This is a genomic window from Niallia sp. FSL W8-1348 (assembly GCF_038006745.1).
GTDB lineage: Bacteria > Bacillota > Bacilli > Bacillales > Cytobacillaceae > Niallia > Niallia alba.
In genome coordinates this window covers 186,554-212,709 of the sequence record NZ_JBBOVV010000003.1, presented here as the reverse complement: position 1 = coordinate 212,709, position 26,156 = coordinate 186,554, and the positions used below count along the sequence as shown (strand labels likewise).

The 26,156-nt window shown below is 35.9% G+C and carries 27 protein-coding genes and 1 other annotated feature; of the genes, 24 read left to right on the top strand and 3 right to left on the bottom strand.

Annotation, left to right across the window (positions count from 1 at the left end):
- Positions 1-436: 436 nt before the first annotated feature.
- From minC to pheA, 12 genes are all read left to right on the top strand, one after another.
- Entirely contained in the window at positions 437-1,114 is a 678-nt protein-coding gene (gene minC / locus NST60_RS23800) for a septum site-determining protein MinC (RefSeq protein ID WP_016201704.1), read from the top strand.
- Position 1,115: 1 nt separating this feature from the next.
- The gene (minD, locus tag NST60_RS23795) at positions 1,116-1,919 is read left to right on the top strand and encodes a septum site-determining protein MinD (protein WP_016201703.1); all 804 of its coding nucleotides are present in this window, start codon (positions 1,116-1,118) and stop codon (positions 1,917-1,919) included.
- Positions 1,920-2,301: 382 nt separating this feature from the next.
- Complete coding sequence (locus NST60_RS23790) at positions 2,302-3,072, top strand: M23 family metallopeptidase (protein WP_101730739.1); 771 nt, start codon at positions 2,302-2,304, stop codon at positions 3,070-3,072.
- Positions 3,065-3,931: a M50 family metallopeptidase gene (locus NST60_RS23785; RefSeq protein WP_169188895.1), complete on the top strand. Its 867-nt coding sequence runs from the start codon at positions 3,065-3,067 to the stop codon at positions 3,929-3,931. The genes NST60_RS23790 and NST60_RS23785 overlap by 8 nt, the downstream gene beginning before the upstream one ends.
- Before the next feature lie 142 nt (positions 3,932-4,073).
- Positions 4,074-5,513, top strand: coding sequence for an Rne/Rng family ribonuclease (locus tag NST60_RS23780; protein ID WP_341100538.1), 1,440 nt, complete (start codon positions 4,074-4,076; stop codon positions 5,511-5,513).
- A gap of 83 nt (positions 5,514-5,596) precedes the next feature.
- Positions 5,597-5,678: a sequence feature (ribosomal protein L21 leader region), on the top strand.
- A gap of 15 nt (positions 5,679-5,693) precedes the next feature.
- Positions 5,694-6,002: a 50S ribosomal protein L21 gene (gene rplU / locus NST60_RS23775; protein WP_016201698.1), complete on the top strand. Its 309-nt coding sequence runs from the start codon at positions 5,694-5,696 to the stop codon at positions 6,000-6,002.
- Between the two features lie 12 nt (positions 6,003-6,014).
- The gene (locus NST60_RS23770; RefSeq protein WP_224427800.1) at positions 6,015-6,347 is read left to right on the top strand and encodes a ribosomal-processing cysteine protease Prp; all 333 of its coding nucleotides are present in this window, start codon (positions 6,015-6,017) and stop codon (positions 6,345-6,347) included.
- 17 nt (positions 6,348-6,364) lie between these two features.
- Entirely contained in the window at positions 6,365-6,655 is a 291-nt protein-coding gene (gene rpmA, locus NST60_RS23765; RefSeq protein ID WP_016201696.1) for a 50S ribosomal protein L27, read from the top strand.
- 665 nt (positions 6,656-7,320) lie between these two features.
- Positions 7,321-7,872, top strand: a complete 552-nt coding sequence (locus NST60_RS23760; RefSeq protein WP_101730742.1) for a Spo0B C-terminal domain-containing protein — start codon at positions 7,321-7,323, stop codon at positions 7,870-7,872.
- 338 nt (positions 7,873-8,210) lie between these two features.
- Complete coding sequence (gene obgE / locus NST60_RS23755) at positions 8,211-9,500, top strand: GTPase ObgE (RefSeq protein ID WP_016201694.1); 1,290 nt, start codon at positions 8,211-8,213, stop codon at positions 9,498-9,500.
- Positions 9,501-9,769: 269 nt separating this feature from the next.
- Complete coding sequence (locus NST60_RS23750) at positions 9,770-10,225, top strand: ACT domain-containing protein (RefSeq protein ID WP_341100530.1); 456 nt, start codon at positions 9,770-9,772, stop codon at positions 10,223-10,225.
- 194 nt (positions 10,226-10,419) lie between these two features.
- Complete coding sequence (gene pheA / locus NST60_RS23745; protein ID WP_101730744.1) at positions 10,420-11,274, top strand: prephenate dehydratase; 855 nt, start codon at positions 10,420-10,422, stop codon at positions 11,272-11,274.
- A gap of 281 nt (positions 11,275-11,555) precedes the next feature.
- Here pheA and NST60_RS23740 read toward each other — a convergent pair whose 3' ends face one another.
- A complete protein-coding gene (locus NST60_RS23740; RefSeq protein ID WP_016201691.1) occupies positions 11,556-12,098 on the bottom strand; it encodes a transcription repressor NadR in 543 nt (180 codons plus the stop codon).
- A 478-nt stretch (positions 12,099-12,576) separates the two neighbouring features.
- Between NST60_RS23740 and safA the strand changes: the two genes are divergently transcribed.
- From safA to yajC, 11 genes are all read left to right on the top strand, one after another.
- Positions 12,577-14,355, top strand: a complete 1,779-nt coding sequence (safA, locus tag NST60_RS26885) for a SafA/ExsA family spore coat assembly protein (RefSeq protein ID WP_445304424.1) — start codon at positions 12,577-12,579, stop codon at positions 14,353-14,355.
- Positions 14,345-15,325, top strand: a complete 981-nt coding sequence (locus NST60_RS23730; RefSeq protein WP_212116948.1) for a phosphotransferase — start codon at positions 14,345-14,347, stop codon at positions 15,323-15,325. Before safA ends, NST60_RS23730 begins: the two co-directional genes overlap by 11 nt.
- A gap of 14 nt (positions 15,326-15,339) precedes the next feature.
- A complete protein-coding gene (locus NST60_RS23725) occupies positions 15,340-16,113 on the top strand; it encodes a YhcN/YlaJ family sporulation lipoprotein (protein ID WP_341100526.1) in 774 nt (257 codons plus the stop codon).
- Positions 16,114-16,390: 277 nt separating this feature from the next.
- Positions 16,391-17,314 carry an NAD-dependent epimerase/dehydratase family protein gene (locus NST60_RS23720; RefSeq protein ID WP_341100524.1) on the top strand — a complete coding sequence of 308 codons (924 nt, stop codon included), beginning with the start codon at positions 16,391-16,393 and terminating at the stop codon, positions 17,312-17,314.
- Positions 17,315-17,461: 147 nt separating this feature from the next.
- Positions 17,462-17,992, top strand: coding sequence for a BofC C-terminal domain-containing protein (locus NST60_RS23715; protein ID WP_016201684.1), 531 nt, complete (start codon positions 17,462-17,464; stop codon positions 17,990-17,992).
- Positions 17,993-18,201: 209 nt separating this feature from the next.
- Positions 18,202-18,813 carry a Holliday junction branch migration protein RuvA gene (ruvA, locus tag NST60_RS23710; RefSeq protein ID WP_016201683.1) on the top strand — a complete coding sequence of 204 codons (612 nt, stop codon included), beginning with the start codon at positions 18,202-18,204 and terminating at the stop codon, positions 18,811-18,813.
- Positions 18,814-18,875: 62 nt separating this feature from the next.
- On the top strand, positions 18,876-19,871 hold the full coding sequence (gene ruvB, locus NST60_RS23705) for a Holliday junction branch migration DNA helicase RuvB (protein WP_016201682.1): 996 nt from the start codon (positions 18,876-18,878) through the stop codon (positions 19,869-19,871).
- Between the two features lie 52 nt (positions 19,872-19,923).
- A complete protein-coding gene (locus NST60_RS23700) occupies positions 19,924-20,130 on the top strand; it encodes a DUF2905 domain-containing protein (protein WP_016201681.1) in 207 nt (68 codons plus the stop codon).
- Between the two features lie 36 nt (positions 20,131-20,166).
- Positions 20,167-21,195, top strand: coding sequence for a tRNA preQ1(34) S-adenosylmethionine ribosyltransferase-isomerase QueA (gene queA / locus NST60_RS23695; RefSeq protein ID WP_016201680.1), 1,029 nt, complete (start codon positions 20,167-20,169; stop codon positions 21,193-21,195).
- Positions 21,196-21,358: 163 nt separating this feature from the next.
- The gene (gene tgt / locus NST60_RS23690; protein WP_016201679.1) at positions 21,359-22,498 is read left to right on the top strand and encodes a tRNA guanosine(34) transglycosylase Tgt; all 1,140 of its coding nucleotides are present in this window, start codon (positions 21,359-21,361) and stop codon (positions 22,496-22,498) included.
- Positions 22,499-22,527: 29 nt separating this feature from the next.
- The gene (yajC, locus tag NST60_RS23685; RefSeq protein ID WP_016201678.1) at positions 22,528-22,827 is read left to right on the top strand and encodes a preprotein translocase subunit YajC; all 300 of its coding nucleotides are present in this window, start codon (positions 22,528-22,530) and stop codon (positions 22,825-22,827) included.
- Between the two features lie 366 nt (positions 22,828-23,193).
- Here yajC and NST60_RS23680 read toward each other — a convergent pair whose 3' ends face one another.
- Entirely contained in the window at positions 23,194-23,574 is a 381-nt protein-coding gene (locus tag NST60_RS23680) for a TIGR04086 family membrane protein (protein ID WP_040342744.1), read from the bottom strand.
- Positions 23,575-23,830: 256 nt separating this feature from the next.
- Here NST60_RS23680 and NST60_RS23675 point away from each other — a divergent pair, with 256 nt between their 5' ends.
- Positions 23,831-24,472, top strand: coding sequence for a DUF421 domain-containing protein (locus NST60_RS23675; protein ID WP_016201676.1), 642 nt, complete (start codon positions 23,831-23,833; stop codon positions 24,470-24,472).
- A gap of 87 nt (positions 24,473-24,559) precedes the next feature.
- Here NST60_RS23675 and spoVB read toward each other — a convergent pair whose 3' ends face one another.
- Positions 24,560-26,104, bottom strand: coding sequence for a stage V sporulation protein B (gene spoVB / locus NST60_RS23670; protein WP_016201675.1), 1,545 nt, complete (start codon positions 26,102-26,104; stop codon positions 24,560-24,562).
- Between the last annotated feature and the right edge of the window lie 52 nt (positions 26,105-26,156).

The following is a 26,156-nucleotide window of genomic DNA, read 5'->3' as shown; positions in this document are numbered from 1 at the left end:
AAATAGAGGTCTAAAGTCCTTCATCTTATATCAGAGTATTTATGGAAAGACTTGTTAATAAGTGAACGGAGACGTAAAAATTTATTTTTGCATGTACAAATGCATTTATGAAAAACAGTAAATGCTCTAGCAGAGGTGTCAACCATCTATCAAATGAACAGGTTGAATCGAATAGCGTAAGTATCGTTAATGATATTTGGTCTCGTTCGAATCATACTTTATTGTTTGATGAGGATGTTTGCGCTTTTTTATGCAAAGTAAGATTTATAAGTATAACGATATCCGAGCATTAGCGTCTATTGCCCTTCTACACTAGATAAATTTTGTTTGCAGTAAATAAATAATATGTTTGATAAAACAGGGTAGTATGTCTTTATGTCCCGTATGAGAGATGGGAAGACGCTTACGCTTTTCTTACAGAGGTGAACAACTTGAAATGAAAAAAAGGCAGCTAGTAACAATAAAAGGAACGAAGAATGGACTGGGCTTGCATTTGTATGATAATTGTTCTTATGAAGAATTATTAAGAGAACTTCAGTATAAATTAAACGAAAGCTCCAGCCTGCATAATGAAAACCGTGATATAAAAGTGACAGTAGAGCTTGGAAATAGATATGTAACAGATGAACAAAAGGAAGAGATTGTTCATTTAATTCAAGAAAAACAAAATTTAACTGTTCAATCCATTAATAGTAATTTAGTAACAAAGACAGAGGCGGAAAATTGGCTAAGACAAAATGAAGTAAAATCCATAACTAGTATTGTGCGATCAGGTCAAATATTAGAAGTGCCCGGTGATTTACTATTAATTGGCGATGTAAATCCAGGTGGCAAGGTTATAGCTGGAGGAAATATCTATATCATGGGACAGTTGAAAGGGATAGCTCATGCTGGATATAATGGTAAAGATGATGCGGTGATAGCTGCATCAATTATGAAACCGACCCAAATCCGGATTAGTCATTTTATTGAGAGGGAAATAGAGAATACGTCTTCTGAAAAAACAAGAGAAATGGAATGTGCATATGTGAATGACAGTGTCATTAAGATTGATAGATTACAAGTATTACCACATTTAAGACCTAATTTGCTGAAATTGGAAGGAGGATATTAAGATGGGAGAGGCAATTGTTATAACATCAGGTAAAGGTGGAGTTGGAAAGACGACCACTTCTGCAAACATTGGAACAGCGCTTGCGTTACAGGGAAAAAAAGTTTGTTTAATAGATACAGATATTGGCTTGCGAAATCTTGATGTCGTGATGGGATTAGAAAATCGCATTATTTATGATTTAGTGGATGTGGTCGAGGAAAGATGTAAAATTCATCAAGCGCTTGTTAAGGATAAACGATTTGATGATCTTTTATATTTGTTGCCAGCTGCACAAACGAGTGATAAAACAGCTGTAAGGCCAAATCAAATGAGGGAATTGGTTCTTCGTTTAAAACAGGATTATGATTATATTATAATAGATTGCCCTGCAGGAATAGAACAGGGGTACCAAAATGCTGTCGCTGGTGCAGACAAGGCCATTGTTGTTACTACTCCTGAAGTGTCTTCTGTTAGAGATGCAGATAGAGTAATTGGTTTACTAGAAAAAGAAGAGCAAATGGAACCACCAATGCTTGTTATCAATAGAATTAGAAATCATATGGTGAAAAATGGGGATATGTTAGATATTGATGAAGTAACTAGTCATCTTTCCATTGATTTATTAGGAATTGTTGCTGATGATGATGCGGTTATTAGAGCTTCTAATAACGGAGAACCAATCGCGTTAAATCCGAATAGCAAATCTGCGATTGCCTACCGTAATATCGCCAGAAGAATTTTAGGTGAAACCGTTCCTTTACAGCATTTAGAAGAGGAATCAAAAGGGGTTTTCGCTAAAATTAAGACATTCTTTGGTGCAAGATAAGATAGTAAAATAATTGATTTTTTCTATACGTACATAGATATGCGTATGTGATAAAGTATAAAAGATAGGAGGGAAAAGCTCCTGCCTTTTATACTTGGATCATGTTAAATGTAACAATGAAATAAAAAAACTTCCATTAGTGGGGGTTATACTGCCCGTTAAGAGTGGGATAAATAATGCTGTTTACAAAACTTTGCCCTGCAAAGAAGTTGATTCAAGAACGATCAACTTCTTTGCAGGACTTTTTATTTTTTCTGTTTTAATAGAAGTGATTACTGGAATTCTTTTCATTAAGGTTTCCTCCCTGATTAAAGGCATACTTTGTTCTTCCCTTACATAAATATAGGGTAAAGAGGACAAGTAGGTTAGGGGAGAGGAGTATATGGGGTCAAGAAATGATGATGTTAGAAAAAAAATCGAAAAAAGAAGAAAAGAACGGGCAAGAATAGAAAAAAATATTGATAACAGAGTGTTATGGTCTGATGAAGAGGCTGGCTATGACTACAATTTTTCTGATAAAGAGGAAAATTACCCAACAAAAATTCATCCTTTGTTTCGAAAAGATCTATTTATGTTGAAAATTTTAGGTGCGGCTATTCTTTTTCTAGCTGTCGCCATCATTGTAGATCATCCTTCTACAAAATTAGCAAAAGTCGAAAATACGATCAAACAGGCAATGTCCAAAGAATTTAATTTTATGGTTGTTTCTAATTGGTATGAAGATCAATTTGGTAAACCACTAGCCTTTTTGCCAGAACAGAAAGGACAAGAACAAGATACGGAGCAATTACAGCAATATGCTTTATCTGCCTCAGGGAAAGTTTTAGAGGAATTTCAACAAAATGGGCAAAGAATCGCAATAGAAACTGGAACGGATACAACTGTACAATCCTTTAATGAGGGTCAAATAACTTTCATAGGCGAAAAAGAGGGCTTTGGTAAAACGGTTGTAATAAAGCATAGTGATCAAAGCGAATCTTGGTATGGCAACTTAGAAGAAGTGGATGTAAAGTTATATGAAAATATTAAAAAAGGTACAAAAGTAGGAAATGCTTCAAGGTATGAAGGAGATGAAACACTAGGTTTATTCTTTTTTGCTATTAAGCAAAATGATGACTTTATTGATCCTTTACAGGTGATTGAAATTGAATAGGTTCGTAAGCGTCTTTAAGCACCTTCATATCCATCCACTATTATGGGTTGTCATTGCCATCGGGGTAATGACTGCCCATTTTTATGAACTATGTTTATTAATTCTGATTATTTTTGTTCATGAACTAGGTCATGCGTTTGCTGCTGCTTTTTTTTCATGGAGAATAAAGAAAATATCTTTATTACCTTTTGGTGGAGTCGCAGAGATGGATGAACATGGAAATAGACCTTTGCGGGAGGAAGCAATCGTGATTCTTTCTGGTCCTTTGCAGCATATATGGCTTGTTGGGCTAGGCTTTCTTTTATGGCAAGGAGGCATTTTGACAGATTCCTTGTATCAGACCTTTATTCAATATAATATGATGATTTTTTTCTTTAATATACTGCCGATATGGCCGTTAGATGGTGGTAAACTGCTGTTTCTTTTATTTTCCCTAAAAAAGTCCTTTCCTAAGTCCCATAAATTAACACTTTATCTATCCATAATGGGTGTTTTTTTATTTCTTTTAATCGTTCTCTTTATAATGCCAGCGAATTTAAATGCATGGATTATTATTAGCTTCTTACTTTTCTCTATTTATTATGAATGGAAACAAAGAAGATTCTTATTCATGCGATTTTTGCTGGAACGATATTATGGAAAAACAAATGAATTGCGAAAATTACTGCCATTAGAAGTCCAAGAAGAGGACTATTTATTAGATGTATTAGAACGGTTTCATCGAGGATGTAAGCATCCAATAATCGTAAAAACAAAGGGCAAAGAAAATACAATTCTTGATGAAAATGAGCTATTACATGCCTATTTTAAAGAGAAGAACGTTACAGCGAAGATAAAGGATATATTATACGTATTATAGGACTATACATAGGGGGAAAATAAAGTGCTTTTAATTATCAGTTAAATAGTTACTTGAAATTTATTTCAAATCAATAGGTCCTTGAGTTTACTAAAACATTTCTTCTAAGCTAAAATAAGAAGATAACCATAAAAAAGGATGTATGATGTTGAATCAAGTAATCGTTAATCTGAAGACTAGAGAAAATAGATTTGTTTATCTAATAGATGGAAAAGTAGAAAAAATATATGTCCAGCAGCCTCAATTTAAAACGACTGTTGGAAATATTTATTTGGGACAAGTGACAAAAGTTGTTCCAGGAATGAATGCTGCCTTTGTTGAAATTGGGGAAGGGAAAGGAGCCTATTTGCCGAGAGAAAAAATGGCTTCCTTTGTCCGGAACGAAGGGACTTTAGAAGAGAAAAAGAAGAAAAGTGTCTCTAGCTATGTTAAACAAGGAGAACGGGTACTTGTTCAAGTAATGAAAGATGCAGCTGGACCAAAGGGCGCAAAAATAACAGGCATTATTGAGATGACTGGGGAACATATTGTGTATATGCCTTATGGCAGATACGTAGCAGTATCGAAAAAAATTAACTCTAGCACTTCACAAAAACACTTAAGAAGTTTTGGAATACGTATAAAATCAGAAGCGGAAGGCTTGATTTTTCGCACATCTGCAGCAAACTGTTTAGAAGAAGAATTAATAAAGGAACTGGAAGTATTACGTCAGGAATATAAGGATTTGGAACAAAGAGCTACACAAAAGAAAATAATGCTTTTACAAGAAAATAATGAATTTACGAAACAGCTATATTATCTTTTTCAGCAAATGAAAGAGGGAGAAGTCATTGTAGATAGAGTGGAAGAACGAAAGCAATGGCAAACGATGTTCCCGCATTTAACAGTTTCCTATCATCAAGGAAATGAAGAGCTTTTCTCTCATTATCATGTAGACACGGAAATAGAGAAGGCGTTGAAAAGAATTGTGTGGCTAAGCAACGGTGCCTATATGATTATTGACCAAGCAGAAGCTGCAACCATTATAGACGTAAATACAGGCAAATATGAAGGGAAGCATCAATTAGAGCATACTGTGTTTCAGACCAATAGTCTTGCTGCGAAAGAAGTAGCAAGACAAATTAGATTAAGAGATCTATCCGGAATCATATTAATTGATTTTATTGATATGAAAGTAGAGGAAGAAAAGAAAGTTATTGCTATTATGGAGAAGGAACTAACGGCGGATAATAGACAATCGAAAGTAATTGGATTTACTTCACTAGGGATATTGCAAGTAACACGAAAGAAAACGATGAAGTCCTTATCTGAAACGGTTCAAAGTAAGTGTACGGTTTGTGAAGGTACAGGACTCGTGAAGAGTGCAGAGAGTATGGCTTTTCAATTAGAAAGAGAGCTATGGGAATATCGGAATAGGGATATTGAGGTTGTGGAAATTAAAGCAGCGCAAGACGTCCATCATTTTTTTATCGGAGAAGGAAGTATTCATAAAAAACGGTTAGAGGAAGTATTAGGTTTTGCAATAAAAATCGAAGAAGCTGAATTTCCAAAACCAGATTATACAATTCGAATGGTTAAATGATTGTTGGTTCAAGTTTATTAATAGAGAATATCATTGACAGTACCCTTTAAACATGTTAGTATTTTAATGTTGTTTGTAGCACCCGTGCTCTACAACCGCGCATAGCAGGTAATTAAGCTTTTGCTTCTAGCAAAACGCCTGTCATTGGCGAGTCTTAGTCTATTAAGGAGGTGCAGTTTAATGTACGCAATTATTGAAACAGGCGGAAAACAAATCAAAGTTGAAGAAGGTCAAGCTATCTACATCGAGAAATTAAACGGTGAAGCTGGTGACACTGTTACTTTTGATAAAGTTCTTTTCGTTGGCGGAGAAAATGTAAAAGTAGGAAGCCCAGTTGTTGAAGGAGCTACTGTTACAGCTAAAGTTGAAAAACAAGGCCGTCAAAAGAAAATCATCGTTTTCAAATACAAAGCGAAGAAAAATTATCATAAAAAGCAAGGTCATCGTCAACCTTACACTAAAGTTGTTATCGAAAAGATCAACGCTTAAGGTTGAATTTGTATGATCGAAATTACGATTGACAAATCGAACGATGGGCTCATTCATGCGTTTACGATAAGCGGTCATGCTCTTTTTGCAAATAGTGGGAATGATATTGTGTGTGCTGGAGTATCAGCTGTTTCTTTTGGAAGCATCAATGCGGTTATTTCACTTACTGGTATAACTCCTATTATAAAGCAGGGGAAAGATGGAGGTTTTATTTCTTGTACGATTCCTGAAAATATTCCGGAAGAAACAAGAGCTAAAATTCAACTTCTTTTAGAAGGAATGATTGTATCTTTAGAAACAATTGAAAGAGACTATGGTAAATACGTAACTATCACTTATAATTAAATAGGAGGTGGAACGAAATGTTAAGATTAGATCTTCAGTTTTTTGCATCTAAAAAAGGGGTAGGTTCTACTAAAAACGGACGTGACTCCATTTCTAAACGTTTAGGAGCTAAACGTGCAGATGGTCAATTAGTAACTGGTGGAAGCATTCTTTACCGTCAACGCGGTACAAAAATCTATCCAGGAGTAAACGTTGGTCGTGGTGGCGATGATACACTATTCGCAAAAGTTGACGGAATCGTTAAATTTGAGCGTCTTGGTCGTGATCGCAAACAAGTTAGCGTATACCCAGTAGCACAAGAAGCATAAGATAATGATTAGATAGGCTGGCTCGATTAGGGTCAGTCTATCTGTTTGTTAAGGGATAGATTTTATGATGAATTAGTTGATGCCGAGATATGTTGTGGATGATGATTTCAACACTTAGACAAATAAGCAAGAGGGCTTTTGATCCCTTAGAAACTACCTTGTCTAATATATACATATCACTATGTTATTGCCTTTTCCTGCTTTTGGTCTAAGTGTTGAAAAATAGTGTAATCAATTGCTTTTTCGTATGCTATCAAAGGATAAGTTTGGCTCTTTATGTATAGTTTGTTGTTCCCGCAGCTTTCATACACTTCGATTTTGACCTTTCTTTATAAAATTAATCCCAAAAAAGTTAGCGATTATACGTGATTAGAGATTTTAGTCCATCTAGGAGGCTTGGCGCTCGCCCCATGGAAAGCGAGCGGACGCCATGGAAAACAAAAATGTGGCTACCATAAATTATCAATGACTAGGAGTTTTCAGTGACTTCAAAGCGAAGTGTATTCAGGTTGCCTACTTATAGCAAGAAACTTTACGAAAACAGTCTTTTAATTCAATCAGTTGAAGTTATGGTATTATCGTTTTTGTTCATAGATGGTTCATTTTTTGTTATACTTACTTAAAGCAGTCTTCTAAGACTTAATAACCTTGGTAGGAGTACAAGAATGAATAAAGACTGGAATACGATAGAGTTTTTAAGACATGTTCGTCATGATTGGCTAAATAAAATCCAATTGATTAAAGGGAATTTGGACTTAAATAAACCGGATCGGGTAAAAGAAATTATTAATGAGATTATTACAGAGACAAAACAAGAAGCAAAATTATCTAATTTAGATATTCCGCAATTTGCAACAAAATTATTAATTGCAAACTGGGAAAATTATTATTTTCGGTTAGAATATGAAGTGTTGGCAGAAGAAAAATGTCAAGTTACAGAAGATGAAGTGCTTTCCGAATGGACAACATTATTTTTTCAAATGTTAAATCAATATATTAAACCTTTCGCGGACAATCACTTATTCATTTCCATTCATTCAATGGTAGAGGGAATACGATTGTATATTGATTTTAACGGTATACTATTAGATAGAGAAACGATGTCTCAATTTCTCCAGCAACAGTTTTCCAAGCAATTGACTTTGAAAAATATAGAGATTAGTGAGGAAGAACTGGTTTTTGAAGTCTGGATGAATAGAGAGCAAACAGGTAAATAATAAGAATTGTTGGTTAACTATCTTCGGTTTTGTATATAGACAATGGAAAATCATGATTTTAGAAAAGATAGTAGTAAATACTTGTAGCAACGAAAGAATTGCCTTTTATCCCCTTCTTAACGGACAGTAAGACTCTGTTCTCAAGCTTATGAGATCGAGGAAGATAGATGGGAAATCAACTGTCCGTAAAGGTCTGAATGGTTCAATTAACCATCAGTGGGGGAGGAAGGAAAAGCCCCATTGATGGAAGTTTCCCTTTATTTAAAAGGGAGGCTCTTTTGTTCAACAATAGACAACTATGCTGCTTAAGGTTTTCTTAAATAGGAGGAAATGAATTTATGTTTGTGGATCAGGTAAAGATTTATGTGAAGGGCGGAGATGGCGGAAACGGTATGGTAGCCTTTCGCCGAGAAAAATTTGTCCCTAAGGGTGGTCCTGCTGGTGGAGATGGCGGGAAAGGAGCAGACGTAATATTCCAAGTCGAAGAAGGTCTGCGCACGTTGATGGATTTTCGTTATCAACGTCATTTTAAGGCTCCGCGTGGAGAACATGGAATGTCTAAGAATCAGCATGGTCGTAATGCGAAAGAGATGATTGTCAAAGTTCCGCCTGGTACGATTGTATCTGATGCGAATACGAAAGAAGTAATTGCTGATTTAACAGAACATGGCCAGCAAGCGGTCATCGCCCGTGGTGGTCGTGGGGGAAGAGGAAACTCTCGCTTTGCAAGCCCATCAAACCCGGCACCTGAATTATCAGAAAATGGGGAACCAGGGCAAGAAAGAGATGTTACACTAGAGTTAAAGGTACTGGCAGATGTTGGGTTGGTCGGTTTTCCTAGTGTCGGTAAATCTACATTGCTTTCTGTTGTATCGGCAGCAAAACCAAAAATTGCAGATTATCATTTTACGACAATCGCGCCTAATTTAGGAATGGTGGAGACAGAAGATAATAGAAGTTTTGTAATGGCAGATTTGCCTGGATTAATTGAAGGAGCACATTCTGGTGTTGGATTAGGGCATCAGTTCCTCCGTCATATAGAACGTACAAGAGTTATTGTCCATGTCATTGATATGGCTGCTATTGAAGGCAGAGATCCATATGAAGACTATGTGACGATTAACAACGAGTTGCAAGAATACAATCTTCGCTTATTGGAAAGACCGCAAATCATTGTGGCTAATAAAATGGACATGCCAGATGCTGAGGAAAATTTAAAAGTATTTAAAGAAAAATTGGAAGAAGACTATCCAATTTTCCCTGTGTCTGCTTTAACAAGATCTGGTTTACGCGAACTTCTTTTCTCTATTGCGGATAAATTAGAGGATACTCCTGAGTTCCCATTAGAGGAAGTAGAAGAAGAAGCAGGAATTCACCGCGTTGTCTATAAGCATGAAGTAGACGAGCGTCAATTCTATATTACAAGAGATCCAGATGGAAGCTTTGTTCTTTCTGGAGAAGGCATTGAAAAGCTATTTAAGATGACAGATTTCTCTCGTGATGAGTCAGTTCGCAGATTCTCTCGTCAAATGCGCGGAATGGGTATTGATGAAGCACTGCGCCAACGCGGAGCAAAAGATGGAGATATAGTAAAATTAATGGAATATGAATTCGAATTTATTGATTAAGAAAGCTTGGATTAATGCTGTTTTCTTCATTAGAAAAAGAATTAATGGTGAATATGGAGAAGCCGGAATACACGTAGACGTCACGGGGATTAGCGAAACAGATGAACCCCTTGGAAAGTGAAGTGTATTCTGGCTGTGGGGAATTGCCACAAACTTTACGAAACAGTTAATCTATAAAAGAAAATTCCCTCTCGTCAAAAAAGACGGGAGGGGAATTTTTCATAAACATACATAATGAATTTTCCGTTATGCCTTACAGGGGTGAGCAGATGAAAGAAAGTAAACTGGATCATAAATTTTTTTTAGTAAGAGAAGATGTGCTTTCAGAAGCTATGCGCAAAACATTGGATGCGAAAGAACTATTGGAAAGAGGAAAAGCAGAATCGGTGCATGAGGCAGTCAAAAAAGTAGATTTAAGTCGCAGTGCATTTTATAAATATCGCGATACAATCTTTCCTTTCCAAACAATAGTAAAAGAAAAATTGATTACATTATTCTTTTATATCGAAGATCGATCGGGTACCTTATCCAAACTACTAAGTGTTGTTGCATCAGCTGGGTGCAATGTACTGACTATTCATCAAACCATTCCGCTACAAGGAAGAGCGAATGTTACCCTTTCACTAAATACAGCAGAGATGCAGATATCCATTGATATGCTGCTTGAGCGTTTGCGTATGCTTGAATTTGTAGAGAAAGTCGATGTTTTAAGCTCAGGGGGATAAAGTGTTTCAATTTACGCTCATAAAGGTCCGATAAGTGCAACTAACCCTCAGCGAAGGATGAGGAGAGGGTCCCGCTGAGGGAAGTCTTCTTTATTAGGTGACGTCATCGTTCTTTAGAAGAGAACTTTTTGTAGTCGTTCTTCTTCTATAGGTTTTAAATTCAGAATAAATAATTTTTTCAGGGGGAGAAATAGGTGAAAGTAGGCTACTTAGGTCCAAAAGCAACGTTTACAAATATGGCGGTAAATCAACAATTCCCTGGGGTGGAATCCATTCCCTTTTTAACCATTCCAAATTGCCTTGATGCTGTAATGGAAGATAAAGTAGATGTAGCTTTAGTACCGGTTGAGAATACATTAGAGGGCTCTGTCAATATCACCCTAGATTACTTAATTCATGAAGTATCTTTACCGATTCATGGGGAAGTGACGGTTCCCATTAAACAACATTTAATGGTCCATCCGCATCGCAAAGAGAAATGGAGAGATATCGATGTAATGTATAGTCATTCACATGCAATCGCTCAATGCCATAAATTTATACATACACAATTTAACGGAATTACTTGTGAATATATGACTTCCACAGCAGCTGCTGCACAGTTTATTAAGGAAAATCCAAATATAAATGGTGCTGCGATTGGGAATTTGTTGACTGCGGAAGAATATGGGCTTGAAATAGTGAAACATCATATCCATGATTCAAATAATAACCATACTAGATTTCTCATTTTATCAAAAAATCCTGTTCATTATCCAGAAACGACAAGTACTTTTTCAGGTTATAAAACAAGTCTAATGGTCACTCTTCCTTCTGATCGCTCTGGTGCGCTACATCAAGTGCTTTCTGCTTTTGCTTGGAGAAAATTAAACTTGGTGAAAATTGAATCAAGACCAACAAAGACTGGATTAGGAAATTATTTCTTTTTAATTGATTTAGATAGAAAAATGGATGACGTGTTAATACCAGGTGCTATTGCTGAACTTGAAGCAATTGGATGTGAAGTAAAGACACTTGGGAGTTACCCTTTTTATATGATAGAAAAGTAAGGACTTTAGAAAAAAAGCTAGCTGAAAAAGGCTGGGACAAAACAAAATATATAATAGATAAAGACGAATAATCTCTCATTTAGTAGCAAAATCAACTTGCGCCATGGAAAGCGAAGTGTATTCAGGCTGCGGGTGATCCCCACAAACCTTCTTTCATAAAATGAATAAAACCCCAAACAATTATACGGACTTTTCTTAGTATGTACGTATAATCGTTCGGGGTTATTTGGTTGAAAATACTTATGTCCCAGCTTCTTTTTTGTTTTTAGCCTTTTTGGTTGTTACGCTTCTTCTTCGATTAAAAAATGGGCCTTTCGTAAAGCATCTTCTGCTTCTGTTAATGTCTCGATAGAATGGGCTGTAATGGTATGTAAATGGATACCAGAAGTTAATTCTGATAAATAAGCTGCGTTTGTATGCTTAATTTTCTTCATAAACTGTTTAACTTCTTTTCGATTAGAAACGAGAATAGAAGCTGTTAGATCTCCATAGACTGGATGTTCAATTTTAACATCTTTGACAGTTACCCCATTATCTACAAGAATATTTAATTCTTCTTCTGTTTTTTCGGGTGGATGATTACAGGCGACAATTCTTTCATAAAGCAATGGCTTTGATTCCTGTAGGTATAAGTAGCCTTGACTAGTCGCTAATATCGGTTCGTTTTTTGCTTTTAGAAGTGTAATGTCACCCACAATTATTTGTCTGCTTACATTTGTCAATTTAGAAAGTTCACTTCCAGTATAAGGGCGATTATTTTCTTTTAGCAATGAAAGAATATATGCTCTTCTTTCTTCACCTAGCATTTTTTTTGATTCGGTCATCTAATCTCTCCTTTTGTAACTATTTTATCGAGCAGGAAGTTAATTTACTCTATTTGCTTATTCGGTAATGCTCTTAATAGCTAAGGCACTTTTTTAGAAAATAGTGAATAGGAGAATCCTAATTCACTCAGAAGGCAGAACTTAATATTTATTCCACACTTAATGTCCGTAAAGGTCCGAATGGTTCAACTAACCATCAGTGGGGGATGAAGGAAAACCCCACTGATGGAAGTTTCACTTTATCTTTTATCTTCTTTCTATTTTACCAAAAGAATGTATAAAAGAATAAACCAATTTGTTTATGTAAGGGGAAAATGAATAAATAAAATTAGGAAAAGAAGGACAAAGGTATGGGCAATCTTTGTGTAGCCAGAACACATAATTTTGAAAAAAATCGCATAGATTTTTGAATAGATTGATAACCATTTTGCATTGTGAACATAGACTATATGGACATATGCATAGGAGGGAATCTATAGTGAAGATCCATATTGTTCAGAAGGGGGATACTCTTTGGAAAATTGCCAAAAAATATGGGGTGAATTTCGAAGAGTTAAAATCGTTAAATTCCCAATTGAGTAATACAGATATGATTATGCCTGGCATGAAAATTAAAGTCCCTACTTCAGGAGGAAGTATAAAGAAAGAAGCTCCTATTATGGGAACGAAAAAAGAAATGCCGATAGCGATGAAGCCAATTGTGAAGGAAGCGCCTAAAAAGGAAATGCCTGTTAAAGAAATGCCCAAAAAAGAAATACCGAAAAAAGAAGCTCCAAAGGAAAAACCATACACGCCAAAAATGCCTACTCCAATCATACCAGAAATAGATGTTACTAATTATTATTCCATGAATATGACAAATATTGATGTGGATGTTGATGTGGAATTGGAAGAAAAAAAAGTTCAACCACCACCAATACCTGCACCAGTTTTGCCAAAACAGGAACCAATTCAACAAGAAGTATGTCCGCCAATTGTTCCTTATCAACCGTATTGTTATGAAGTGTCTCCAATGATGCCAGGAAGCGGTTTTCCTCCGGGAGTGTGCCCTCCAGTAGGAGTACCGGTTGAACAAGTAGCGCCTCAAGCCTATCCAACACTTCCTGGGGTAGAATATACAGAAAAACACAAATGGGAAGAGTCTTCCTCTTCTTACTCTCCGTATACAAATGGAGGATTTCAGGCACCTGCTCATGGTAATCATGTGCCACAAGAGTATTATCAACAACCATTAGTTCAGTATGGACAGATGCCTGTTGAACATCACCACCATAAAGGAGAAGAATCATCTTATGTAGCCGGTACAGCATATCAACCATATGCTCCTACTCACACAGAGCCAGTTCAACCTTCCTATAATCTTCCTTATAAAGAGGATTGTGGATGTGGTGCTCCATCATTTCCACAAGCAGCTTATCCAAGCGATTTAGCCCAAGGTTATGGAGCAGCACCACAAGGATTCGGTCCAGAAATAGGAGGATATCCACCAGCAGGAGGGTTTAATCCAGGAATAGGAATGGGAGCAATACCACAAGGATTCGGTCCAGAAATAGGAGGATACCCACCAGCAGGAGGGTTTAATCCAGGAATAGGAATGGGAGCAATACCACCACAAGGATTCGGTCCAGAAATGGGAGGATACCCACCAGCAGGAGGGTTTAATCCAGGAATAGGAATGGGAGCAATACCACCACAAGGATTCGGTCCAGAAATGGGAGGATACCCACCAGCAGGAGGGTTTAATCCAGGAATAGGAATGGGAGCAATACCACCACAAGGATTCGGTCCAGAAATGGGAGGATACCCACCAGCAGGAGGGTTTAATCCAGGAATAGGAATGGGAGCAATGCCACCACAAGGATTCGGTCCAGAAATGGGAGGATACCCACCAGCAGGAGGGTTTAATCCAGGTATGGGAATGGGAGCAATGCCACAAGGATTCGGTCCAGAAATGGGAGGATATCCAATGTCCCCAACTCCTTACCCTCAAGGAGTTAGTGGAAATACGCCAATGCCTTATCCAGTAGAAAACACTGGGCTAGTTCAAGATGCACCATCTTATGAAGGCAGTATTGCACAGCCAGTATCTCCAGAACTGACACCACCTGTATACGGACCTGGAGGAAATGCGCCAGTGTTTACGCCTGCTTATAATCAAAATATGGGCCAGCCACCATTTATGAATCCGTATGGCGTTAATCAAGGCACGCCATTTGGAATGCCAAGATACCAAGAGGACGAAAGCAGTGATCTATGATTTTTATCACAGAGGGGACGATACTTTTTATTATCGTCTCCTTTCTTTATTAGAAAAAAAAATACCTGCGCAAATTTTAGAAATAAACAGAATCAGAAATGACGTTTATTTAGTAAAAACGAAGCAATTTTGGATTATTTTAAAAGGGTATAATAGTTATCAGAAACTAAAAATCCAAGAGACTTTTACAAGGGCAATAAAGCTAGAAGGCTTTAAACAGACGTATCAATTTTATGTATTCGATGAGGAACCACTTATCATCGATAAGAAAGTGTATGGAATGATTGAATACATTTCTCCACATAAAGATTCCTTTACATATAATAGTAAATGGAATAGAAGGGAAGCACTCCAATTATTAGAGCAATATTATTCAGTAACAGAACGACTTGTTGAAATATATAAGTATATTTTACCTGCGTTCGATTTAATGAAAAAATTGGAACAAAGATTAGAAGAATTTCGAATGAATAGACCAATAATTGAGCGTTTTTTAAAAAAAGAAACCGTAGAGGAAATTATCGAATGGGCTGATACATCTTTTCATTATGTGAAAAAAAATCAAGATTATCTAAACACACAATCAAACGTTATATTACATGGGGATGTTGCCCATCATAATTTCATGCGAGATGTAAAAAATCAATTATATTTAATTGATTTTGATTTAATTAGTATTGGTCCAAGAGTAGGAGATTATTTGCAGTTTGCAAATCGGATTATGCCTAGTATAGGCTGGTCCATGCAGCAACTACAAAAAATGCAAGGATATGCTCATTACTTCAAGGATGATTGGTTTTTAATGGCTTTAATGTATCCAACAGACATCCTAAGGGAATGGAATAGATTAATCAGAAATAAAAATGATAAAAATGCTGTTTTATTGGAACAAGTATATTTTTTAACAACTGACCAGTATCAAAAAAGGAAAAAGTTTTACGATAAACTTCGCCAAATCGTAGGGATTTAAGCCGATTAAAGAGGATGGCTAGACTTTACAGTTATGATTCTCTCCTAACAGTAGAAGATAAAAGAGAGCAAAGTTTTGCTCTAGATTTAAATAAAGGGGAGAATACTGTGCGTAAAAATAAATTAGTCGCTCCAGTTCTTTTGACGTTAACTTTTGGATTAACAGGCTGTGGTGTAAACGAGGATCAAACTGCAGATCAAAATCGTGTGAATAATGCTAGACCGATTGGATATTACTCAAATGAACAACATGAAGTAAATAATGGTAATAGATATACAACAGATAACGATGGTCCTATTACCGAAATAATGGACCATACCTATGGGGATGAAGGATATCGAAATGATGTAAATGTTCGTAACGTTAACAACAGAAACAACGTAAACGTTCGAAATGTAAACGATAGAAATGTTAATCGTGATAATATCAATAGAAATGATCGAGATGAACGCGTTTCTTATGATACGAAACTAGCTCAAAAAGTATCTAATACGGTTGCTAAAATAGATAATGTTAAAAATGCACGTTCAATCGTTTATGGAGACAATGTATTAGTTGCACTTGAAGTAGAAAATACAAAGAATGTAGATAAAACAAAAGCGAATGTAAAAGATAAACTAAATGATTCTCTAAATGGAAGAGATATTTCAGTTGTAACAGATAGAGGAATTTTCACAAGTATTGAGGATATCAATCGTTCGATTCGAAATGGTCAGCCACAGCAAACGATTACCAACAATATTGAAAATATTTTCCGTGATTTGAACCCAACAAGAGATAATAGATAATTACCAAAAACTAACTTCGGGTGAAACCAATGTCTTGCTCGAAGTTAGTTTTTTGTTCTATTTGTTCTTTATAAAAAACATATAAAAATGGATAACTCCCCATATATAACGCATAAATAATTTATTAAAGGAAGCGAATTAGCAATTATTAGAAAAATGTTCTATATAATGAATTTTTTCGTTGAATTTACTGTTAAAAAGAGTTATGCTTTATAATGAAATATTTATTCGTTATAAAGAACTGTTTGCGAAAAGCTAAATGGTGGAGGGATTTATAGTGAGAGTGTTAATCACAGGTGGACAAGAGAATGAAATGAAATATGCTCTAATGGAGGAACTTAAAAATAAAAAGATTCATTATATAACTGCTGAACACCAGAGGGAAAATAGCGTATGTTCATCTCTTGGAAATAGTGATGTCTACACTTTCTCCACCTCTAGGGAATTAGCGGAATTGTTGATGATGCAGCAAATTAATTGTGTGATTCATCTATCCAATAAAACAATTACTTCAAACAGTATAAAAGATTCTTTTGATCAATCCGAAGAAAATATAGCTTGTACGGTTGAAGTGCTTGAAGCATGTGTGCAAGCAAAGGTAAATAAAATCATTTTTCCATCCAGCATTGCCGTTTATGGAGATATAACAGGAAATATAACAGAAGAGATGACGTTACAACCGGTTCTTTTTGAAGGGCTTTCGAAGAAGATTGAGGAGAAATATATTCAAACATACCATACACTTTATAATCTTTCTTACACAATTTTAAGATTTCCCATTGTTTATGGACAACCTTCTATACATAATCAGAACGAAGGGATGATGGAAGCAACGATTAAAAAGGTTTTAGAAAATCGTCCCCCTATTATATTTGATGACGATGGGCAGAAAAAACATTTGCTGTACATTAGTGATGCAATCGAAGCGATTATTTCCAGTATATATAAGGGGGAAAATGAAGTATTTAATATTTGTCCTGAAGAAAAGTTTTCTATGAAGGAAGTTGTTGCAATCATTCAATCTGCCATAAAAGATGATACCTTTTATGCCATGGAAGAAGGAGAGAAAAACAGAATTTCAGCAAGAAAGGCACAATTGCAATTGGGATGGCATTGTAAAGTTTCCGTTGCACAAGGAATTCGTTTCGTTATAGAAGATATTAAACATAATGAGGGACAGACGAATCAAACATTAAAATAAGATTGCTATAAATTAGGAATGAAATAATTATTTATGGTGAGAATAATAGAGAGTAAGGTTGTTTTAAAACCAGACTTTAGATTGACAGTAACCTATTTCCTTGGAAATAACGTTTGCTGTTGTGAGTAATGTAAAGAGGTGGTTATAATGAAAACCAGATTCCTTTTATTTTCAACTGTTCTTCTTGTTAGTATACTTGTTGTCTTTTTATCCAACGGGCAAGTTTATGGAAAGAGTGGAAGCGACGTCTCTCAAAATGAAAATCCTAAAAAATTGGAAGTGGTATTGAAAAGGATTTATTTAGATGGAGAAGTGAGTGAAGAAACAGTGGAAGAAACAGTGTGGTCGATGGAAGATTTCTGGTCAAAGTATGATAAATGGCAACTAGTAGATATGGGGAGTAAGGAACTTGTTTTTAAACAAGAGGTTGATGACATATCTCCGTTGTTAAAAGCAAATGGTTATTTTGGAATTAATGAAGAGGGGATCTTAACCATTTATAATGGAAAACCAGCTAAGGAGAATATAATTCAGTCGTTTTTCCAAATTGATCTGAAAAAACTGGAATCGAAACAGCAGGAAGATTTACAAAAGGGGATTCCAATTAAATCAAGAGATCGTTATGTAAAGGTACTTGAAACCTTTAAAAACTTAACAACAATTGAAACTTCTAATTAAGAAATTACACCAGTGAACAGAAGAAGCACAGAAAAAGTGTCGATTCTGGTCACTGTTTTTTTATTTTTTGATAGAATATTATGAAAATCATCTATAATAGCAGTTCTGTAAAATAGTATGATAAAATAAGTTTTAGGATTTATTTCACACTTAACGGGCAGTAAGATCACCGCTGATGGAAGTTGTCTTTATAAGGGAGAGAAAGTATTTTGTACGAATATATAAAAGGAAATATAGAGTTTGTTGGCCCAGAATACATCGTGGTCGAAAATAATGAAATTGGTTATCAGATTAAAACCCCTAATCCATTTTCATTTTCTCCGTTTTCAGGAAGTAAGATTACTGTTTATACATATCATTATGTGAGAGAAGATAATATTAGCTTATATGGTTTTCGTTCTCCAGATGAAAAAGCATTATTTACAAAACTTCTAAATGTTTCTGGAATTGGTCCAAAGGGAGCGTTGGCTATTCTCGCATCTGGAGAACCTAGTCAAGTTATATCTGCAATAGAAGCAGAGGATGAAGCATTTCTAGTGAAGTTTCCAGGAGTTGGGAAGAAAACAGCAAGACAAATGATTTTGGATTTAAAAGGCAAGTTAGCAGATTTTATGCCAGATTTCTCTCCAGATTTATTTACAGTAGAGAAGCATGTGGCTAAAGCAGAAAGTGATTCAGCGATGGATGAGGCGATTCTTGCTTTAACTGCACTTGGATATTCAGAAAAAGAGGTTAAGAAAATTATTCCGCATTTGAAAAAGGAACAATTGACAACAGATGGTTATATTAAGCTGGCATTAAAGCTTCTTTTAAAAAGGTAAGTTAGTTTAAACTTAATAGATTGTTGAAAATCGATACTATCTTTAGGAAAGGAGTGAATGCTATGGATGATCGAATTATTTCAGGTGAAGCAGATACTCAAGACTTATCATTTGAAAAAAGTCTACGGCCAATTCAATTACAAGAGTATATTGGTCAAGACAAAGTAAAAGAAAATTTAAAAGTATTTATTGAAGCGGCTAAATATAGAGAAGAAGCCCTTGATCATGTATTATTATATGGCCCGCCTGGTTTGGGTAAAACAACACTTGCAACAATTATTGCGAATGAAATGGGAGTTAACATTCGAACAACTGCCGGACCAGCAATCGAAAGGCCAGGCGATTTAGCTGCAATTCTAACTGCTTTAGAGCCAGGAGATGTGTTGTTTATTGATGAAATTCATCGATTGCCACGAGCAATAGAAGAGGTTTTATATCCAGCAATGGAAGATTATTGCTTAGATATTGTAATTGGTAAAGGGCCAAGTGCTCGTTCGGTTCGGCTAGATTTGCCTCCATTCACTCTTGTTGGAGCAACAACTAGGGCCGGCTCAGTTTCTGCACCACTAAGAGATCGGTTTGGCGTTTTATCAAGATTAGAATATTATGAGATAGAACAATTAAAGGACATTGTTTCACGAACAGCAGAAGTTCTTCAAATTGGGATAGAGGATCTTGCTGCATGGGAAATTGCTAGAAGATCAAGGGGGACACCTCGAATTGCTAATCGTCTTTTACGAAGAGTGCGAGATTTTGCACAAGTAAAGGGGGATGGAGTGATTACCAAAGAGTTGGCGGATGATTCCCTAGAACTTCTGCAAGTAGACCGTTTAGGGTTGGATCATATTGACCATAAATTATTACTAGGGATGATTCATAAATTTAAAGGTGGTCCAGTCGGACTAGAAACAATTGCTGCAACAATTGGAGAAGAATCACATACGATTGAAGATGTGTATGAACCATATTTGCTTCAGATTGGTTTCTTGCAACGAACTCCTAGAGGGAGAATTGTTACCCACCTTGTTTATGAGCATTTACATATAAAGCCTGATTAATTTAATAAAATATGAAGAAATAAAAGAATAAATAAAATAAAGGACGAGAAGGATGAATGAAATTTCTAAATATATCATGATCATCGGAGGAATTGTATTTTTAATCGGACTAATCATGCAATTTGTTCCAATTGGCAAACTTCCAGGTGACATTATGATAAAAAAAGAACATTCGACTTTTTATTTTCCTATTACAACTTGTATTGTAATTAGTATCGTTTTATCGTTGGTATTTTATTTAATAGGGAAATTTCGCTAACATTATGATTGCATGAAAGAGAATAGGTGGACAGACATGAAAGTAGATTTATTTGATTTTCATTTACCAGAAGAATTAATTGCACAGACTCCTTTAGAGGATCGCACAAGTAGTCGATTAATGATAGTAAATAAAGTGACTGGTGAATTACAGCATCGCAAATTTAAAGATATATATGAGTATATTAATCCTGGTGATTGTCTAGTACTGAATGATACTAGGGTATTGCCAGCAAGATTGCATGGAGAAAAAGAGGATACAGGAGCACATATTGAGGTTCTTTTGCTGAAACAGCAAGAGAATGATAAATGGGAAACGCTTGTCAAGCCTGCGAAAAGAGTCAAAGAAGGAACCATTATTACCTTTGGAGAAGGAAAGTTAAAAGCAGTTTGTGTGAAAGAATTAGAGCACGGTGGTCGTATTCTTGATTTTCAGTACGAAGGCATTTTTTATGAAATCTTGGATCAACTTGGCGAGATGCCATTGCCACCTTATATTAAGGAAAAGCTTGATGATCAAGATCGTTATCAAACTGTTTATGCAAAAGAACGAGGTTCTGCAGCAGCACCAACAGCTGGTCTACATTTTACTACTGAATTGTTAGATGCCCTGAAAGAAAAAGGAGTGCATATTTTATTTATTACTTTGCATGTTGGTCTGGGCACCTTCCGACCAGTTAATGTCGAGGACGTAGATAAACATGAAATGCATGCTGAGTTTTATCAGCTAAATCAAGAAACGGCTGCGTTATTAAATAAAGTGAGAGCACAAGGCGGTCGAATTCTTTCTGTAGGCACAACTTCTACGAGAACACTTGAAACAATTGCAACAGCAAATAATGGAGAATTTGTAGAAAGTAGCGGATGGACGAGTATTTTTATTTATCCTGGCTATGAATTTAAAGGGATTGATGGGATGATTACGAATTTCCATTTACCGAAATCAACATTAATTATGTTAGTAAGCGCCCTAGCGGGAAGAGAAAATGTTCTTCATGCTTACGAGACAGCAGTGAAAGAAAGATATCGCTTCTTTAGCTTTGGAGATGCGATGTTTATCCAATAAGTAAAAAATGATAAGGTTCATGAATTGCTTGAGTTTCGTGGTGATATTCATTAGAATATATAGTTGATTCTAATGCTTTTGGTTAAATGGTTTTATCTTGATTAAAACAGTAAGCAAATTATGAATCTATAGAAGTTTTACTTTATATGAAGGAGAAAATACTTTGACAGCAATACGTTATGAATTAATAAAAACTTGTAAGCAAACAGGCGCAAGGTTGGGCATTGTACATACACCGCATGGATCTTTTGAGACACCAGCTTTTATGCCAGTGGGAACGTTAGCAACTGTAAAAACAATGGCTCCAGAAGATTTAAAATCTATGGGAGCAAACATCATTTTAAGTAATACTTATCATTTATGGTTAAGACCAGGTCATGAAATTGTAAAGGAAGCTGGCGGGCTTCATAAATTCATGAATTGGGATAAGGCGATACTCACGGATTCTGGTGGGTTTCAAGTCTTTAGTTTAAGTGACTTTCGAAAAATAGAAGAAGAAGGAGTACATTTTCGCAACCATTTAAATGGCGATAAATTATTTCTTTCTCCTGAAAAAGCAATGGAAATACAAAATGCTCTAGGCTCAGATATTATGATGGCGTTTGATGAGTGTCCTCCTTACCCAGCAGAATACGATTATATGAAGAGATCAGTGGAACGGACTTCTCGCTGGGCTGAACGTTGTCTAAAGGCGCATAATCGTCCTGAGGATCAAGGCTTATTCGGTATAATTCAAGGTGGAGAATATGAGGAACTTCGCAAACAAAGTGCAAGAGACTTAGTCTCATTAGATTTTCCTGGATATGCAGTGGGGGGATTATCGGTTGGAGAACCGAAGGATGTGATGAATCGTGTCCTTGAATTTACAACGCCATTAATGCCGGATAATAAGCCGCGTTATTTAATGGGTGTAGGGTCACCGGATTCATTAATTGATGGTGCTATTCGTGGTATTGATATGTTTGACTGTGTATTGCCAACCAGAATAGCAAGAAACGGAACGGTAATGACAAGTGAAGGTCGACTTGTTGTGAAAAACGCCAAATATGCCAGAGATTTTGGACCTTTAGATCCAGAATGTGACTGCTATACTTGTAAAAATTATAGCCGTGCTTATATTCGTCACCTTATTCGATGTGACGAAACATTCGGAATAAGGCTTACATCTTACCATAATCTATATTTTCTGTTAAACTTAATGGAGAATGTCCGAGACGCAATCAAAAACGACCGTTTAGGAGATTTCAAAGAAGAGTTTTTCGAACGTTATGGATTTAATAAACCGAACGCTAAAAACTTTTAATAGAGAATTTGAAAGGAGGGGAAATATAGATGGGACAACTTGCAAGTTTACTACCGTTTATTTTAATGTTTGTATTATTCTATTTCTTGCTAATCCGTCCACAGCAAAAACGTCAAAGAGCTGTGCGTGATATGCAGAGTAGTCTGAAAAAAGGGGACAAGATTGTCACGATTGGCGGTATGCATGCCACAATCGATGCAATTGACGAAGGAACGATTGTATTAAAATCAAAAGACGGCTCACGTCTAACATTTGATCGTAATGCAATTCGTGAAGTAGTAGAGTCTTCTGCTCCAGTAGCTAGTACAACATTAGAAAAAACAGAATAATAAAGATAAAAAGTGCAGTCTTAATAGCCTAAGGTTGCACTTTTTTATTTAGGCTGTTTTCTAAAGGATTGTTGTTTTTCAATAGGAAAAAAGAATTAGTTGGAAAAATGGAGTAGCCGGAATACACGAAGACTCCTGTGGGATTAGCGAGACAGCCTGAGACCCCGGAGGCGAAAGCTGAGGAGGCTCAGCGCGAGCCCCACGGAAAGCGAAGTGTATTCCGGCTGCGGGTAATCGCAACAAACTTTACGAAAACAGCCTTTATTTATCTAACTCTTAACAGTTTTAAGATCATGTAACTAACCATCAGTGGGGAATGAGGGAAAAACCCCACTGTAGAAGTTTGCTTTATCATTCAGTTTTTAGCTAATTATTTTTTGCAAGATTTACTCCTAATATTCCACCCATCATACAAATAAGGGTATAACAAACATGATAAATTGTTTGCTCCATCGAAAATAGTTGGTCAGATCCCAAAAAGGAAAACAAAAAAATGATAATGGAGTAGATTATCCCAGTAACCCCGCCTAAAAACCAACCTTTTTCTTTCCCTTTTCCCCCAGAAATAAAACCACCTGCAAATAAAGTGATAAAGGATACGGCTGTAATAATATATTGCAGAGACGATTCTTGAACTGACGTAAATCTTAATAATAGGGAAAAGAACAAACTGCTAGTTATTAACATAATGAAAATGGCAATTAGACCGTATAAAACAGCACTGCCAACATGTTTACTCTCTTCGATTGTAAACCTCTCCTTTCCATTGCATCTAAAATTTTCAAAAGCTCTCTAGTACAAGCATATTCAGCATGAGAGAAAATAGAATGAAAAAATACTTAATATCTCATTTTTATTCTGAAGGCGAAGACAGCAATAGGTTGAGGTCGATTTTTTTCATTCTAAACGTCTGAGATTAGCAAACCAATATCATTTATTTTCCGTATTATTTTTTTCTTATGGAGCAGATTAAAAAGGAACATGTTTGATCGGAGGAGATAATGTGGACCAATATTTGATCATTTTGTTTAGAACGATTTTAATATATGCTCTAATCGTTCTTATTTTTCGTTTGATGGGAAAAAGAGAAATAGGGGAATTGAGTATATTAGACTTAGTCGTATTCATCATGATCGCAGAAATTGCTGTGGTTGCAATAGAGGATTACCATGACCCGTTATTACCAACACTGTTTCCCATGTTTATACTTCTTTCTATTCAAGTACTTCTCGCTTTCTTATCCCTGAAAAGTAAAAAAATGCGTGATTTTATTGAGGGAGAACCGACCCTAATTATCAAAAATGGCGAAATTAACGAAGCAGCGATGAGGAGCCAGCGATATAATTATGATGACTTATTAGTGCAGCTCAGAGAAAAGGATATCCGTAATATAGCAGATGTAGAATTTGCTATCTTAGAAACATCAGGAAAATTATCTGTATTTGAAAAAGAGAACAATAAATCATCCATTACAATTCCATTAATTATGGATGGAATTATTCAAGAAAGTAATTTAGATAAAATGGGGAAAACAAATCTTTGGCTAAGGCAGCAATTAAAAGAAAAAGGCTTTCTCCATATTAAAAATATCTCTTTTTGCAGTTATCAAGATGGGGAATTTTATGTTGATTTGATTGATAAATAGCAGCAAATATATCTATTTTGGATAAAAAAGCAACCAGTGGAAGGTATATTCTCACTGGTTGCTGATGGAATAAATCATCAAAAAAATTTAAGAGAAAAAACGGCCAATCCATGGGATTTTTGCTAAGTCCTTTTTGTTCATTAAACGAAGAAGGAAAAGTAATAATACATAAAAGATACAGATGATGCTTGTAATAGTAATCAATTGCAGCAGAATGGATGGAAATATAATGGTTTTAACTAAGAATGTACCAAGTACTGCTGTTAACGAAATAGTAAGGAGCATTTTTACATAATCTTTGACAATAATAGAGAAACTTATTGTCTTTAATATTGTGGCGAAATGGAGCAGAGTAACAAGGACAAACCCAACAATCAAAGCAATCGCTACTCCATATATCCCAAACTCTGGCCGACTTGCTAGAATAAAGATTAGCGCTGTTTTAACTGCCGCCCCAATAAAACTATTAATCATTGCGGCTCTTGCGAAATTTAGGGCCTGTAAAGCGGCTTGGAGTGGGCCTTGATAATAATTAAGAATAAAGAATGGAGCCATTATTTGAATGAAAGAGGTTCCTCTTGTACTCCCATACATAATGCTCATTAAAGGCTCTGCTAATACATAAAGCACAACGATGGCAAGACCACCTGTCATAAAGGTAAATTTGAGCGCCTGCTGTAATAAGTGTTCAATCAGCTTATATTGATTATTTGCCTTTGCTTCACTAATGGCAGGAACAAGAGATGTTGATAACGATTGAGTGAAGAAAGAGGGCAACATTAAGAGTGGGAGAGCAAACCCTGTTAACACCCCATATTGTTTTGTCGCATTTATGGCAGAGAGACCTGCTATCGATAAACTGTGGGCGACAACAATTGGTTCAATAAACCATGCAATGCTTCCAATCATACGGCTTCCAGTGGTCGGTAACGCAATCGTCATTAACTCCTGGAAAGTATTTTTTCCATTATGTACATATTGGAAGAACTTTTTCCGCAAATGAAATTTTTTTTTCCATTTGAACGATGCAAGTAAATACAATAAAGAAGCTAGTTCTCCAAGAACCGATGCTAGCATCGCTCCTGCCGCAGCATATTCGACTCCAAGTGGTAAAAATGCTTTTGTAAACGTTGCAATTAAAGCAATCCGAATGACTTGTTCAATCACTTGAGAGATGGCAGCAGGCTTCATATTTTGTCTTCCTTGGAAATACCCTCTTAATACAGATGACACAGCAATAATTGGGATAATCGGCGTAATCGCAAGAAGTGGTAAAAGTGTTCGTTCATCGGTAAAAAGTGTTTGGGAAAGATATGGAGCCAATAGAAATAAAGCAGGCGTAAATAAGATAGTTAAACCTAACGTTACACTTAAAGAAACAATTAAGATGCTTTTTACTTTGCGGAAATTCCCGGCAGCTTCTGCCTCTGCTACATTTTTAGAAATAGCAACAGGTAGTCCAAGTTGAGTGATGGTCACAACCAAGATCATGGTAGGATAAACCATCATATAGAGACCAACTCCATCATCTCCGATAAAACGTGCGATAACGATTCGATTTATAAATCCTAACACTCTCGTAATAAATCCAGCTATAAGTAAAATCATTGTACCTTTTAAAAACTTAGACATTCTATTCCCTGCCTTCTCAAATAGCGAATAATACTATACAATTATCTATATG

Excerpts from the sequence above, each read along its gene's own strand:
- minC (WP_016201704.1), top strand. The coding sequence starts at position 437 with ATGAAAAAAAGGCAGCTAGTAACAATAAAAGGAACGAAGAATGGACTG.
- minD (WP_016201703.1), top strand. The coding sequence starts at position 1,116 with ATGGGAGAGGCAATTGTTATAACATCAGGTAAAGGTGGAGTTGGAAAG.
- NST60_RS23790 (WP_101730739.1), top strand. The coding sequence starts at position 2,302 with ATGGGGTCAAGAAATGATGATGTTAGAAAAAAAATCGAAAAAAGAAGA.
- NST60_RS23780 (WP_341100538.1), top strand. The coding sequence starts at position 4,074 with ATGATGTTGAATCAAGTAATCGTTAATCTGAAGACTAGAGAAAATAGA.
- rplU (WP_016201698.1), top strand. The coding sequence starts at position 5,694 with ATGTACGCAATTATTGAAACAGGCGGAAAACAAATCAAAGTTGAAGAA.
- NST60_RS23770 (WP_224427800.1), top strand. The coding sequence starts at position 6,015 with ATGATCGAAATTACGATTGACAAATCGAACGATGGGCTCATTCATGCG.
- rpmA (WP_016201696.1), top strand. The coding sequence starts at position 6,365 with ATGTTAAGATTAGATCTTCAGTTTTTTGCATCTAAAAAAGGGGTAGGT.
- NST60_RS23760 (WP_101730742.1), top strand. The coding sequence starts at position 7,321 with ATGAATAAAGACTGGAATACGATAGAGTTTTTAAGACATGTTCGTCAT.
- obgE (WP_016201694.1), top strand. The coding sequence starts at position 8,211 with ATGTTTGTGGATCAGGTAAAGATTTATGTGAAGGGCGGAGATGGCGGA.
- NST60_RS23750 (WP_341100530.1), top strand. The coding sequence starts at position 9,770 with ATGAAAGAAAGTAAACTGGATCATAAATTTTTTTTAGTAAGAGAAGAT.
- NST60_RS23740 (WP_016201691.1), bottom strand. The coding sequence starts at position 12,098 with ATGACCGAATCAAAAAAAATGCTAGGTGAAGAAAGAAGAGCATATATT.
- NST60_RS23725 (WP_341100526.1), top strand. The coding sequence starts at position 15,340 with ATGGCTAGACTTTACAGTTATGATTCTCTCCTAACAGTAGAAGATAAA.
- NST60_RS23715 (WP_016201684.1), top strand. The coding sequence starts at position 17,462 with ATGAAAACCAGATTCCTTTTATTTTCAACTGTTCTTCTTGTTAGTATA.
- ruvB (WP_016201682.1), top strand. The coding sequence starts at position 18,876 with ATGGATGATCGAATTATTTCAGGTGAAGCAGATACTCAAGACTTATCA.
- NST60_RS23700 (WP_016201681.1), top strand. The coding sequence starts at position 19,924 with ATGAATGAAATTTCTAAATATATCATGATCATCGGAGGAATTGTATTT.
- queA (WP_016201680.1), top strand. The coding sequence starts at position 20,167 with ATGAAAGTAGATTTATTTGATTTTCATTTACCAGAAGAATTAATTGCA.
- yajC (WP_016201678.1), top strand. The coding sequence starts at position 22,528 with ATGGGACAACTTGCAAGTTTACTACCGTTTATTTTAATGTTTGTATTA.
- spoVB (WP_016201675.1), bottom strand. The coding sequence starts at position 26,104 with ATGTCTAAGTTTTTAAAAGGTACAATGATTTTACTTATAGCTGGATTT.